The sequence below is a fragment of the Clostridium sp. genome, from assembly GCF_026168755.1.
In the GTDB taxonomy this organism is placed as follows: domain Bacteria; phylum Bacillota; class Clostridia; order Clostridiales; family Clostridiaceae; genus Clostridium.
In genome coordinates this window covers 32,599-47,048 of the sequence record NZ_JAPFDR010000005.1, presented here as the reverse complement: position 1 = coordinate 47,048, position 14,450 = coordinate 32,599, and the positions used below count along the sequence as shown (strand labels likewise).

The 14,450-nt window shown below is 30.1% G+C and carries 10 protein-coding genes, 6 tRNA genes and 1 riboswitch; of the genes, 2 read left to right on the top strand and 14 right to left on the bottom strand.

Annotation, left to right across the window (positions count from 1 at the left end):
* Positions 1 to 17 precede the first annotated feature (17 nt).
* The 6 genes from prfB to Q0Y03_RS03395 all read right to left on the bottom strand — a co-directional run bounded on the left by prfB (position 18) and on the right by Q0Y03_RS03395 (position 8,884).
* Positions 18 to 1,122 (bottom strand): peptide chain release factor 2 gene (gene prfB / locus Q0Y03_RS03420; protein WP_297712431.1). Its coding sequence is split into 2 segments (ribosomal slippage): positions 18 to 1,043 and positions 1,045 to 1,122, totalling 1,104 coding nucleotides; the frame shifts between segments, so codons are not numbered across the junction.
* Between the two features lie 129 nt (positions 1,123 to 1,251).
* Entirely contained in the window at positions 1,252 to 3,765 is a 2,514-nt protein-coding gene (gene secA / locus Q0Y03_RS03415) for a preprotein translocase subunit SecA (protein ID WP_297712430.1), read from the bottom strand.
* A 258-nt stretch (positions 3,766 to 4,023) separates the two neighbouring features.
* Positions 4,024 to 4,551, bottom strand: coding sequence for a ribosome-associated translation inhibitor RaiA (gene raiA / locus Q0Y03_RS03410; protein ID WP_297712429.1), 528 nt, complete (start codon positions 4,549 to 4,551; stop codon positions 4,024 to 4,026).
* Between the two features lie 437 nt (positions 4,552 to 4,988).
* Positions 4,989 to 5,645: a ComF family protein gene (locus Q0Y03_RS03405; RefSeq protein ID WP_297712428.1), complete on the bottom strand. Its 657-nt coding sequence runs from the start codon at positions 5,643 to 5,645 to the stop codon at positions 4,989 to 4,991.
* A complete protein-coding gene (locus tag Q0Y03_RS03400; RefSeq protein WP_297712427.1) occupies positions 5,642 to 6,634 on the bottom strand; it encodes a hypothetical protein in 993 nt (330 codons plus the stop codon). Before Q0Y03_RS03400 ends, Q0Y03_RS03405 begins: the two co-directional genes overlap by 4 nt.
* Before the next feature lie 18 nt (positions 6,635 to 6,652).
* A complete protein-coding gene (locus tag Q0Y03_RS03395) occupies positions 6,653 to 8,884 on the bottom strand; it encodes an ATP-dependent RecD-like DNA helicase (RefSeq protein WP_297712426.1) in 2,232 nt (743 codons plus the stop codon).
* Positions 8,885 to 9,061: 177 nt separating this feature from the next.
* Between Q0Y03_RS03395 and nagA the strand changes: the two genes are divergently transcribed.
* Entirely contained in the window at positions 9,062 to 10,201 is a 1,140-nt protein-coding gene (gene nagA / locus Q0Y03_RS03390; RefSeq protein WP_297712425.1) for an N-acetylglucosamine-6-phosphate deacetylase, read from the top strand.
* A gap of 39 nt (positions 10,202 to 10,240) precedes the next feature.
* Here the strand turns inward: nagA and metK are convergent, their stop codons facing one another.
* From metK to Q0Y03_RS03355, 7 genes are all read right to left on the bottom strand, one after another.
* Positions 10,241 to 11,416, bottom strand: a complete 1,176-nt coding sequence (gene metK / locus Q0Y03_RS03385; protein WP_297712424.1) for a methionine adenosyltransferase — start codon at positions 11,414 to 11,416, stop codon at positions 10,241 to 10,243.
* Between the two features lie 91 nt (positions 11,417 to 11,507).
* Positions 11,508 to 11,698, bottom strand: a riboswitch (SAM riboswitch).
* Between the two features lie 131 nt (positions 11,699 to 11,829).
* Positions 11,830 to 11,914: transfer RNA gene (locus Q0Y03_RS03380), tRNA-Tyr, on the bottom strand.
* A gap of 5 nt (positions 11,915 to 11,919) precedes the next feature.
* Positions 11,920 to 11,994: transfer RNA gene (locus Q0Y03_RS03375), tRNA-Thr, on the bottom strand.
* Between the two features lie 5 nt (positions 11,995 to 11,999).
* Positions 12,000 to 12,075 (bottom strand) — tRNA-Val (locus Q0Y03_RS03370).
* A gap of 24 nt (positions 12,076 to 12,099) precedes the next feature.
* Positions 12,100 to 12,184, bottom strand: a tRNA-Tyr gene (locus Q0Y03_RS03365).
* Positions 12,185 to 12,187: 3 nt separating this feature from the next.
* Positions 12,188 to 12,262 (bottom strand) — tRNA-Thr (locus Q0Y03_RS03360).
* Positions 12,263 to 12,298: 36 nt separating this feature from the next.
* Positions 12,299 to 12,383 (bottom strand) — tRNA-Tyr (locus Q0Y03_RS03355).
* Positions 12,384 to 12,783: 400 nt separating this feature from the next.
* Between Q0Y03_RS03355 and yyaC the strand changes: the two genes are divergently transcribed.
* Positions 12,784 to 13,317 carry a spore protease YyaC gene (yyaC, locus tag Q0Y03_RS03350; RefSeq protein ID WP_297712423.1) on the top strand — a complete coding sequence of 178 codons (534 nt, stop codon included), beginning with the start codon at positions 12,784 to 12,786 and terminating at the stop codon, positions 13,315 to 13,317.
* A 54-nt stretch (positions 13,318 to 13,371) separates the two neighbouring features.
* Here yyaC and mreB read toward each other — a convergent pair whose 3' ends face one another.
* Entirely contained in the window at positions 13,372 to 14,406 is a 1,035-nt protein-coding gene (gene mreB, locus Q0Y03_RS03345) for a rod shape-determining protein MreB (protein ID WP_297712422.1), read from the bottom strand.
* Positions 14,407 to 14,450 lie beyond the last annotated feature (44 nt).

Genomic DNA, 14,450 nt, shown 5'->3' with positions numbered 1-14,450 from the left:
AGTGCTTAGCACTTTTTTTATTTTGTTGATATACTCTTCAAATATGTAGTTATAAATTGATCTATTTCTCCATTCATAACAGCATTTAAATTTGACGTCTCTTCATTTGTTCTATGATCTTTAACCATATTATATGGATGGAATACATATGATCTTATTTGACTACCCCATCCCATATCTTTTAGTTCACCTGTTAAATCTTCTATTTTTTCCTTATGAGCTCTCTCTTTAAGTTCTATAAGCTTTGATTTTAACATAGACATTGCTGTATCTTTATTAGAGAACTGACTTCGTTCACTTTGACATTGAACAACAATTCCTGTAGGTGTATGAGTAATTCTTATTGCCGATTCGGTTTTATTTACATGCTGCCCACCAGCACCACTGGCTCTATAAGTATCTATTTTTAAATCTTCAGATCTAATTTCTATATCTTGATCCTTTGTAAGCTCTGGTAGTACTTCTATAGATGCAAATGAAGTTTGTCTTTTTCCATTGGCATTAAATGGAGATATTCTTACTAATCTATGAATCCCCTTTTCAGCCTTTAGATATCCATATGCAAATTCACCTTTTACTCTTAGGGTAGCACTTTTTATTCCTGCTTCATCACCTTCAAGAATATCTACTGTCTCCACTCTATAACCTTTCTTTTCACACCATCTTGTATACATCCTAAGAAGCATAAGTGTCCAATCATTAGCATCACTTCCACCAACACCAGCATGTAAATTTAATATAGCATCATTTCGGTCATATTCACCTGATAAAAGAAACTCTATCTTATACTCATCTATAAGTTTTTCTATATCTCTAATTTCTACAATAACTTCATTTACAGTTTCTTCATCCTCTTCTGCCAGCTCTGCTAATATTTCAACATCATCTAATCTATTTGCTAAACTTTCATACCTATCTATTTTATCTTTAATACTTTTGCTTTCTTTAGTGACCTCTTCCGCTCTTTTTATATCATCCCAAAAACCCTTTTCTTGCATCTGAAGCTCAAGCTCTTGAAATCTTTTTTCTAATCTTTCCTTGTCAAAGTGAAGCCCCCATTTCTTTTAATGTTTCTTTTAAACCACTAACCTTAGCTAGCTCTTGTTCTAACTTGATTAACAAAAAAAATCACCCCTTATATATATAAAAGTTAAGATTTAAGAATCATACTATCTTAAAATTTAAATTATAACTAATTACTGCTAAATTTTAAATATTGACTAAAAAAGTGCCCTTTCAGGCACTTTTTTATTATACTTCCCTACCACAGCAGTTCTTATACTTTTTACCACTTCCGCATGGACATACATCATTTCTTCCAACCCTGCTATCATTTCTTACAGGTTCTTTCTTTAAGCTCTTGTCATCACTTCCATGACTTGCAGATGTTTCTTCGGCCACTTTTTCTCTTTCAACTGGTCTTTCAACTCTTACATGGAATAAGAATTTAACAGTTTCAATTTTAATTCCTTCAATCATTTCTTCAAACATTGCACTACCTTCCATTTGGTATGCTTGGATTGGGTCTTGTTGCTTATATGCTCTTAATCCCATTCCTTGTTTTAAATGATCCATATTATCAATGTGTGCCATCCATTTTTGGTCAACAACTCTTAAAAGAACTACTCTTTCAATTTCTCTTAATTGCTCTTCACCAAATTCAAGTTCTTTACCTTTGTAGATATTCATAACAACTTCAGTTAACTTATTTTTTATTTGCTCATTAGATAAGTCTGCTATCTCTTCAACAGTTATAATACCATGTGGTAAACAGATTTCTTCTAGATATTGAAGTAATGTTTTCATTTCTGCTTCTATATCTTGAACTTCTCCACTTAAATGTGAATTTACAGAATCAGAAATAACTTCTTCTATCATTCCTTCAATTTGCTCTTTTAAGTTTTTACCTTCTAAAACTTCTGTTCTTTGTCTATAAATAACTTCTCTTTGTAAATTCATAACATCATCGTATCCAAGAAGATTTTTTCTTATATCAAAGTTATTTCCTTCAACTTTCTTTTGAGCATTTTCTATAGCTTTAGTAACCATTTTACTTTCTATAGCTTCTGATTCCTCAAGTCCTAGCTTATCAATAACTCCTTGGATCTTTTCAGAACCAAATATTCTCATTAAATCATCTTCTAATGATATAAAGAATATTGATTCACCTGGGTCACCTTGACGTCCTGATCTACCCCTAAGCTGATTATCTATTCTTCTTGATTCATGTCTTTCAGTACCAAGAACTTTTAATCCACCTGCTTCTCTAACTCCTTCTCCAAGCTTAATATCAGTACCTCTACCTGCCATATTAGTGGCAATAGTAACCATACCCAATTCCCCAGCGTGAGAAATTATTTCAGCTTCTTGAGCATGATATTTAGCATTAAGAACTTGATGTTTAATTCCTCTTTTCTTTAATAAAGAAGAAATATATTCTGATCTATCAACACTAGCAGTACCCACAAGTACCGGTTGGCCTTTTTCATGTGATTTTACTATTTCTTCAACTATAGCCTTATATTTTCCAGATTCATTTTTATAAACCATATCTGATTGGTCAATTCTTTGAACCGGCCTATTAGTTGGTATTACTATAACATCTAAATTATATATTTCTCTAAATTCATTTTCTTCAGTTAACGCAGTACCAGTCATACCTGATAACTTAGCATACATTCTGAAATAATTTTGGAATGTTATCGTAGCTAAAGTCTTTGATTCTCTTTGAATCTTAACACCTTCTTTAGCCTCTATTGCTTGGTGAAGACCATCTGAATATCTTCTACCTTCCATAAGTCTTCCTGTAAATTCATCAATTATTACTATTTCATTGTCTTTAACCATGTAGTCTTTATCAGCTCTCATTGTATAGTTAGCCTTTAAAGCTTGTGTAACATAATGTTGTAATTCTAAATTTTGAGAATCAGCATAGTTTTCTATGCCAAAATATTTTTCAGCTTTAACAATACCATCATCAGTTAATAAAACTGCATTAGCTTTTTCATCTACTGTAAAATCTTTTTCATTTACTAATGTTTTAACAAAATTATCTGCAACATTATAGAATTTAGTAGATTTATCACCCATTCCTGAAATAATAAGTGGTGTTCTAGCTTCGTCTATTAAAATAGAGTCAACCTCATCTACTATACAGAAATTAAGAGCTCTTTGAACTCTTTCTTCCATATGTATTACCATATTATCTCTTAAGTAATCAAATCCAAACTCATTATTAGTTCCATATGTTATATCACATGCATAAGCAGCTCTTCTTTGCTCTGGAGTTATTCCATGAATTATACATCCCGTAGTTAATCCTAAGAAGTTATATAGCACTCCCATTTCTTCCATTTGAGTTTTTGCTAAATAATCATTTACTGTTATTACATGAACTCCATTGCCAGTTAATCCGTTTAAGTATGCTGGTAATGTTGCAACAAGAGTTTTACCTTCTCCTGTTTTCATTTCAGCTATTCTACCTTGATGAAGAACCATTCCTCCTAATAATTGAACTCTGAAATGCTTCATTCCAAGTACTCTACTTGAAGCTTCTCTACAAACAGCAAAAGCCTCTGGTAATATACTGTCTAAAGACTCTCCTTTTTGTATTCTTTCTTTAAATTCTATAGTTTTTGCTTGAAGTTCTTCATCTGTTAATTTTTGCATTGATTCATCTAAAGCTTCTATCTTATCTGCAATTAATTGAAGTTTTTTTACTTCTCTCTCGCTATATGTTCCAAAAAGTTTTTCTAAAAATCCCATAATATATTTCCTTTCAACTTCAATATCCATTAATAATATATGGATATAAGATTAAATAATCATTTTATCTATTTTATATAAGTTACCCTTTTAATAATTTTACTTAATAAATTATACCATTTATACTGTTTATAATTCAACAAAAAACGTATATACTTACATTAAATTAAAATGTCTTTATATAAGTATAATCATATATCAATTAAAATTTATAAAAATTAAAGGGAGCTGTTAATAACAACTCCCTAATTATAATCGTTAAATATAATCTGGTTCTAAAAGCCCATAGTTTCCATCTTTTCTCTTGTATATAACATTAACATTATCTGTGTCAGAATCCTTAAATACAAAGAAATTATGTTCAACAAGTTCCATTTGTAATATTGCTTCCTCTGTACTCATTGGTTTTATATTAAATTTTTTAACTTTTACAATTTCGCCTTGATCATCCTCTTCTAATGCAACCTCATCAAAGTTGCTAAATCTTAAAGATTCATTACTTCTTCTTTGTAACTTAGTTTTTTGTTTTCTAATTTGTCTCTCTAATTTTGCTTGTACTAAATCAATAGACTTATACATATCGTCTGTTGATTCCTCACATCTTAAAATTACACCATTAAATGGTATTGTTACCTCAAAAATTTGGCTATTCTTTTGAACAGTTAATGTGGCTCTTGCCGCTACATTAGGTTTGAAATATTTATCTAATTTTGAAATCTTTTTTTCTACTATCTCCCTTAATGCAGGTGTCACATCAATGTTCTTTCCTATTACTGTTACTCTCATAAGGTCAGCCCCTCTCTTTAAGTTATAATCATACTATTTAAGATTTGAATATATATTTATTTTATATATATATTTTACCATTTTAAATACTATTCCTCAAAGCCTTTTTTCTGAATTTACAGAAAATTTAAACTTATTTACTCTACATAACTCCCTATATCTTCATTTATCTCATTATTAAAAATAAAAAAACATCAATTCGTATGAATTGATGTTTTTTTATAAAGTTAGCTGACCTGGATTTTGACCCCACACTCGCCTGCTGGAGCTTTTGCTACCCGGAATTAACCTCTCACTACTAACACTCTCAGTATTTCTACTGGCAGGACTTACTTCTATACCGCACCATGCTCATTAAAACTTTGTTTAACTTACGTGGATCGTTTCGCCTGCGACTGGCATCGACTTTCATCCACAGACCTAACTTTACATTACTATTATATATTGCTTTTAGCAATTGTCAATACTGTAATTCTATTTGCTCCTGATTTTTTTAATACTTCTTTACATTCATTAATAGTAGCTCCTGTAGTCATAACATCATCAATTAATATAACATTTTTATTTTTTATATCTTTAACTCTACTAACTTTAAAGGCTCCCATTAGATTTTTAACTCTTTCTTCTTTTGTCAATGTTTTTTGTTCTTTAGTATTTTTTATCTTTTTAATGCAATGACTTACTGGTATATTTATATGGTATCCTATATGTCTTGCAATTACTTCACACTGATTAAATCCTCTTTTTTTCTCAGATTTTTTTGTCATAGGAACATAACAAATAACCTCTGCATGAATCTTATTCTCTTCTATCATCTCTACCAACAACTTGGATAATAAGTATCCTGCAGTAAAGTCACTCTCATATTTAAACTTTAAAATTAAAGTTTTTATAATCCCACCATAAAAACCATATGATAAATTGTCACTTACAATTGTAGTCCTGTTAATTCTACTTTTGCAATATGGACATAATCCTATAAACCCATCAGTTTTGCAAATTATGCACTTTTCTTCTATTGGATAAACTATATCTAGAATTTCTTTGTATATTCTTAATATAATTTTGTTAAATAAATTTAAAATTTTACTCATAATTTTAAATATTTCTTTTCCCATAATCTCTTATTAAATTCCCTAGTAATACTTCTTGCATAGTCCATATCTTGGGAAATCTCCCGTGAAACCATTATTAGTTCTGATTGAATTTCTCTACTATTATCAAGTGAAGCACACATATAAACTATCCTTTTATATGAATAGTAGATATCATCAGCAAATAATATTATTATATTTAAATTTAAAATATTATTCATATATTGACCACAATTATTTGTAACTATAAATAATGAATCACTATATCCATCCATAATTTCTTTTATAAAATTAAAACCTTGATTTTTAGTATACCTAACTACTCTAATATCTAACTCTCTTAACACCTTATAGTAATGATTATAAACTTTATTCAATTTTTCTTCGGATGGTACAACTACTAATACTATTCTTTTACTTTCCTTAAACCACTTAAAGTACTCAAATAAAGATAGAGGTATATTTTCTTCCAAACGTATTCTAGTACTCATTAATCTTGGTTCTACCATAGGCTCATCTGATAATATATAAGGTAGTTCAATTTTCTCACCTATGGGAAAAATATATTCACTTGAATAAATTATAATTTTGCTACTTTTCCAATAAATATTTTCTATAGACTCTCTAATATATTCACTACTTATTTTTGAAAATAAACTTATATCATCAACTATAACTAAATCATAAGATTCGTCTATATCTTCTATATCTCCTATAGTCACGAAGTGTATGTTATTCTCTAATTGCTTGCTACTTATAGTCTTATATAAAAATTCATATATCCCATTAATTCTTACTTTTATATACTCCTTCTCTTCGCTACAAAATACATATAAAATATTTTTATTTTCATGTAAAACTTTATTTATTATATTAGAAAAAATTTCTATAGAATTGAAAGGTCTTGTCTTTAGATTTAGTACTTTCGTTTTTTTTTCATACCATTTATTTATTTTCTTAAAAGCATTACTCAATTCCTTATAATTCATAGTATCGACTCCATTTATCTATTCTTCACTTATTTTATCATCAGATACAATATCTAAAATTCTCTCTTTTAATGATGAATATCTCTCCATACTATTTGTATTATCAACCATATATTTTAGTGCTTTTTGATTTCCAACCACTACTACAAGTTCCTTTGCTCTAGTTATTCCTGTATATAATATATTTCTATTCATTAAGAAGGCTGATCCCATAAAAGCAGGTGTAATTACTACCTTAAATTCACTTCCCTGACTTTTATGTATTGTTATAGCATATGCTAGCTCTAATTCTTCTACATATACATTATCATAAACAATTCTTCTTTCATCATCAAAAACAACAGTTACTGTTCTACTTTCTTCATCAATTGATTCTATAAATCCCATATCTCCATTAAATACACCCACACCTTCATTATCACCATATCCACCTATCCTATTCCACTTTAAAGAATAATTATTTTTAGTCTGCATTACTTTATCGCCAACTCTAAAAATAAAATCTTTAACCTTCTTTTCCTTTTTATATTTATCAGGTGGATTTAAAATAGCTTGAAGTTCATTATTTAAATTTTCTACTCCTAAGATTCCCTTTCTAGTAGGTGATAATACTTGAATATCTCTAACCTTATTCCATTTTGAATTAAACATTGGTAATCTTCTATTTACTAAGTCTAATATAGTAGCTAAAATATTTTCATTATCTTCTCTATTATCAAAAAAGAAGTCTCCACCTTTTTTATTTAAGTATGGTAACTCGCCATTATTTATTCTATGAGCATTTAAAATTATCATACTCTCTTTTCCTTGCCTAAAAATTTCATTTAATCTTACTACTTTAATAAAATCACTATTTATTAAGTCTCTTAATACATTTCCAGGCCCTACTGATGGTAATTGATCTACATCTCCAACTATAATAACTCTTGTACCTAATTTAATAGCTTTTAATAGACTATTCATAAGCATTATATCAATCATAGATGCTTCATCAATTATTATTACATCTCCTTCTAACGGTTCACCTTCACCTTTTCCAAAGAATGAATTTTCATCATCACTTACTCCCATCTCTAGTAATCTATGTATCGTTTTCGCTTCACGCCCTGTTGATTCTGTCATTCTTTTAGCCGCTCTTCCTGTTGGTGCTGCTAAAAGAACTTTCATTCCATTATTTTCATATATTTCTATTATACATTTAATTATTGTAGTTTTTCCAGTACCAGGTCCCCCAGTTATTATTTCAATTCCATTTTCAAAAGCTCCGATTATAGCACCTTTCTGAGAATCAGCAAATTTAATATTATTTTTACTTTCAAAACTTGATATCTCAAAAGAAATATCTGAATTTATGGTTTGAAAATTCTCTATACTTAAAGTAATAATCTTATTTGTAACACCTAATTCACAAAAATAATATGGTAATGAATATACTGCCTCAACATCATTAATTTTTTCTACCTTTATCTTTCCCTCTAAAACACTATTGTATATATTAGCTTCTATTAACTCTTTATCAACCATTAAAACCTTTTGACATTCTGCAATTAATTTATCTTTAGGCATATATGTATTTCCAAGTCCTGAAAAATTATTTAAAACATATCTTATTCCACTTTGAATTCTAAAATCTGATTGTGGTTCAATACCTAAGCTTTTTGCAATTCTGTCAGATGTTAAGAAACCAATACCTGATATTTCATCATTTAATATATATGGATTTTTTGAAACTATATCTATAGAATCTGGACCAAACTTTTTGTAAATTTTCAAACATTGGTTTATTGTAACTCCATGCTTTTGAAAAAACATTATAATATCTTTTAGCTCTTTACTTTCAAGATAAGATTCATATATTATATTAAATTTTTTTTCCCCAATTCCCTCAACTTCTTTTAATCGTTCAATATTATTATCCAGTATGTCTAATGTTTCTACTCCAAATGCCTTAACTATCTTCTTAGCAGTAACAGGACCTATACCATGAATTATTCCCGTACTTAAATATTTTTCAATCTCTTTTGCTGATGTTGGAAGAATTTCTTTGTATTCTTCTACACTAAATTGTCTACCAAACTGTTTATGATTTATCCAATTTCCCTTTATTTCTATTTGTTGTCCTTCTTTTATTAATGGCATTATTCCAACAATTGTTACTACTTCTTTATTTGCCGTTATTTTTGCTACTATATATCCACTATCTTCGCTCTTAAATATTATTGCTTCTACTAAGCCCTCTAATATTTCCATATTATCGCTCCAAACATTTTATTTTACTTATTAATATTATATAATTATATCATAAGTAAATTTTTCATTGTTTAATTTAAATTATACATTTATATTTAAATTAAATACTTATATTTTATTTATTAATTACTATTAACTATTATTAAATAGTTAAACATTAAACTGGAGGGAATTTAAATGTTATTAAAAAATTGCAACATAGTCTTTTTAGATAGAATCGAAAAAGGCTCAATATTAATTGAAGACGGTATAATTAAAGAAATTAATCCATCTGAAATCAACATTCAAAACACGATAGACTGTAAAGGTTTATATGTTTCTCCCGGATTTGTCGATATTCATATTCACGGTGCCGGCGGTCATGATACAATGGACGGAACATTTGAATCAATTAATGAAATATCAAAAACTATTTGTAAATATGGTACAACATCATTTACTCCAACAACAATGACTATGTCTGCTGATGACATATTGAAATCTATGATTTCTATAAAAAAAGCAAAAATAGAGGGAACCGATGGTGCTATTGTTTTAGGTGCTCACTTAGAAGGTCCTTTCATCAGTCCTAGTGCAATAGGTGCACAAAATCCAAACTACTTAATAGCACCTTCATATGAAAACTTTGAATTAATGACTGGTAATGCCATGGATGCAGTAGTTTCAATTACTATGGCACCTGAAGTTGAAGGAGCTAAAGAGCTTGCTTCAATTTTATCATCTAAAGGAATTCGTTGCTCTATGGGACATACTAAAGCAACTTATGAACAAGCTATCGATGGTATAAAACACGGCTTCTGTCATTCCACTCACCTATTTAATGCTATGACTGGATTTACTCATAGGGAACCTGGTGTAGTTGGAGCAACTTTTGATTCAGATATAACTACTGAAACTATTTCTGATGGTATTCATATATCATATCCATCTTTAAGAGTTGCATATAAACAAAAAGGAACTGATAAAACTTTACTTGTAACAGATGCAATGTGTGCTTGCGGAATGCCTGACGGTACATATGCTTTAGGTGGGCAACCTGTAATCGTTAAAAATGGTGCTGCAAGATTAGAAAATGGTGCCTTAGCTGGTTCAATATTAACATTAAATAGAGCTGTTAAAAATATATATGATAATACAGATTATCCATTATATGAAATTGTTAAAATGGCTTCTTATAACGGTGCTAAATACTGTAGAGTCGATGATAGAAAAGGTCAAATAAAAGAAAACTTTGATGCTGATTTAACTATTTTTGATGAAAACATAGATGTTAAAATGACTATAGTTGGTGGGGAAATAGTTTATAATAACTTATAAAAAAATTTAAGCGAGATACTATTTGTATCTCGCTTTGTTTTATAGATATTTTTTAATTTCTTCTACTTTATTTAATTCTTCCCATGGAAGGTTTAAATCATTTCTTCCAAAATGTCCATAAGCAGCTGTTTGTCTATATAAAGGTCTTCTTAATTCAAGATCTCTTATTATTGCTCCTGGTCTTAAATCAAATACTTTTTCAACAATACTTGTTATTTCTTGATCTGAAATTTTACCTGTTCCAAAAGTATCTACTTCAATAGAAACTGGTTTTGCAACACCTATTGCATAAGCTAATTGTATTTCTAACTTATCAGCAACTCCTGCTGCAACTAAATTCTTAGCAACCCATCTTGCTGCATATGCTGCTGATCTATCAACCTTTGTTGGATCTTTTCCTGAGAATGCACCACCACCGTGTCTTCCATATCCTCCATAAGTATCAACTATAATTTTTCTACCAGTTAATCCACTATCACCTTGTGGACCTCCAACAACAAACCTTCCTGTTGGATTTATATAGTACTTAGTTGATTCATCTAATAATTCATCTGGAATAACAGCCTTTATAACATGTTCCATTAAATCTTCTCTTATTTGTTCTTGAGTAACATGATCATCATGTTGAGTAGAAATTACTATTGCATCAATTCTAACAACTCTATTATCATCATATTCTACTGTTACTTGAGTTTTCCCATCTGGTCTTAAGTAAGGTAAAGTTTTATTTTTTCTTACTTCTGTTAATCTTCTAGATAATCTATGTGCCATAGCTATTGGTGATGGCATATATTCTGGTGTTTCATTAGTAGCAAAACCAAACATCATACCTTGATCCCCAGCTCCAACAGCTTCAACATCATCCTTTTCACCAACTCTAGATTCTAACGCTTCATCAACCCCCATAGCAATATCCCCTGATTGTTCATCAATAGATGTTAAAACTGAACATGTATCACAATCAAATCCGTATTTTGCTCTATCATATCCTATTTCTCTTATTGTTTTTCTAACTAATTTAGGAATATCTACATAACAAGATGTTGATATTTCTCCCATTACTAATACCATACCAGTTGTTACTGCTGTTTCACAAGCAACCCTTGCCATAGGATCCTTTTCTAGTATATTATCTAAAACTGCATCTGATATTTGATCACATATTTTATCTGGATGCCCTTCTGTTACTGATTCTGAAGTAAATAATCTTTTCATTTTTGCTTAGCTCCTTTCATTTTTTGATATTAATTCTAAGCAATAAAAAAAGCCTCTTCAAGATAGAAGAGACTAAAATTATCTAAGGTCTTTCTTATCTTGCAAAAATAACTTTATGCAGGAATTTGCACCACACTAATAGTCAATAAGTAATAAATAATAGATTTAACATAAGTTTTAAAAACTTAGCTTTTAACTATTAACTCTTACTTCTTACCTTTAACTTATTAATAGGTTGCCGGGTTTCATAGGGCCTTTTCCCTCCACCTCTCTGGATAAGAACTAATATCAAGTTTTATTCATTGAATATTTTAACAATATATTCATACTATGTCAATAGTAATTATATACATGATTTTTAATATGAAACTTAAATTATTTAAAAAAATAAAAGCATGGTTAATACCATGCTTTGGTGGGGGAGGACGGATTCGAACCATCGAAGCGAATCGCAACAGATTTACAGTCTGCCCCCTTTGGCCACTCGGGAACTCCCCCTTATTTGGAGCTTCATGTCGGAGTCGAACCAACAACCTGCTGATTACAAGTCAGCTGCTCTGCCATTGAGCCAATGAAGCTTATTTGGTGGAAACAACAGGGATCGAACCTGTGACCCTCTGCTTGTAAGGCAGATGCTCTCCCAGCTGAGCTATGCTTCCATATCAATAAAATTAAATTTTAAATGGTGGGGGAGGACGGATTCGAACCATCGAAGCGAATCGCAACAGATTTACAGTCTGCCCCCTTTGGCCACTCGGGAACTCCCCCATTTGGAGCTTCATGTCGGAGTCGAACCAACAACCTGCTGATTACAAGTCAGCTGCTCTGCCATTGAGCCAATGAAGCATATTCCAATTTAATTTTATTTACTTTAGTTATTAATGGTGGGGGAGGACGGATTCGAACCATCGAAGCGAATCGCAACAGATTTACAGTCTGCCCCCTTTGGCCACTCGGGAACTCCCCCATATCTTGTATTAATAACTTTATTGCCATTCGTTATGTTACTGCCGAACTGACAAGGACTAGTATATAATTAAAGTTAACATAAATCAACCCTTATTTTTAGTGTTTTTTCAATATTATTTTAATTTATCTCTTATTTTCTCTTTTTTTCTCTATTTAAATACAATATTCATTTTTTATTAGAAAAATAATCAACATATTAACGCAAGTAAAACTAGCCTTGGGTTATGCATTTTAGTAACATATATGTACCTATAAAAATATATTATAATTGCAAGAATATTTTTATATTGAAAGTTAATCTATATTATTTTCCTAATAAAATTATATTGTCAAATTTCCAATCATATATTTTTATATATGATATTCTTTCATCTATTATCATGATAGGGGTGAATTATTTGATAAAACGAAAATTTAACTATAAATCTAATTTAGCATACTATGAAATTGCTGAATTTATGAGAAAGTATATTAACTCTGATACTATAATAGTTTGTATTGGCACTGATAAATGTGTAGGTGATTGTTTGGGACCATTAGTCGGAACATTTCTTGAAGAACATAATTTTCCTTTACCTGTATATGGTACATTAAAAGATCCTATTCATGCACTAAATCTTGACAAAAAGTTAATTGAAATAAACAAAATACATCCTAATGCCTCTATAATAGGCATTGATGCATGTTTAGGAGACACGAACTCAATAGGGGAAATTCATACTCGCGATTATCCAATTCATCCTGGAAAGGGTGTTGGAAAATCTTTACCTGATGTTGGTACTGCTTCAATAATAGGAATAATTGACTCAAGTGATACTGCTGAATTTTTTACCTCTAGGAGTATACGACTTCACTTGGTATTTGAAATGGCAAAAATTATTTCTCACGGCTTAATTCACGCATATTATCTAAATACTATAATTAATAAATAAAGCTAGAAGTTAATCACTTCTAGCTTTGTTATCTAATAAAAAATATCATAATAATTAATTTATTAATTGTATCTCTCTACTTGAAAAATCGTTGTCCAATTTGTTGACATAACTTAAAACTTCACCAGTTCCTATTGCAACAGCCTCAACTGAATCTTCTGCTATTTTAACTGATATACCTGTATTTTCTTCAATAAGCTTATCCAATCCATCAATTAATGCACCACCACCGGTCATTAGTATTCCCTTTTCTATTATGTCTGCAGATAACTCTGGTGGAGTTTTCTCCAACACTGATTTTACACTATCAACAATTAATGATACAGGCTCCATTAATGCTTCTCTTAACTCTTCAGTAGAAATAACTATTTCATCAGGTAAACCTGTGATTAAATTTCTTCCTTTCATTGTAGTCGTTAAATTTCTAGATCCTTTAAATACTGATCCAATCGTCACCTTTAAATCCTCAGCTGTTTTTTCTCCAATTAGAATCTTATATCTATTTCTAACATATCTTGTAATTGCCTCATCAAATTTATCACCAGCAACCTTAATTGACTCTCTTATAACTACTCCACCTAATGAAATTACAGCTATATCAGTTGTCCCACCACCAATATCAACTATCATATGCCCATCTGGTTTAGTTATATCTAATCCTGCACCAATTGCTGCTGCCAATGGTTCTTCTATAAGATGTACTCTTTTAGCTCCTGAGTTCATTGTTGCATCTACAACAGCTCTTTTTTCTACCTCAGTTGCTTGAGATGGTATACATACCATCACTTTAGGAGCTATTACTCTACCTTTTCCACATGCCTTTTTTATAAAAGCTTTAAGCATTTTTTCTGTTATATCATAATCTGAAATAACACCGTCCCTCAATGGTCTGACTGCAACTATATTTCCTGGTGTTCTACCAATCATTTTTCTGGCCTCTTCACCAACTGCTAACACTTTATTGTTGTTTTTATTAATAGCCACAACTGATGGCTCTTTTAATAAAATACCTTTTCCCTTAACATAAACAAGTACAGTAGCTGTTCCTAAATCTATTCCTAAATCGCTACCACTTTTCCAAAACCACATTTAATTCACTCCTAAATATATAATAATTTCAAAATAATTGTTTT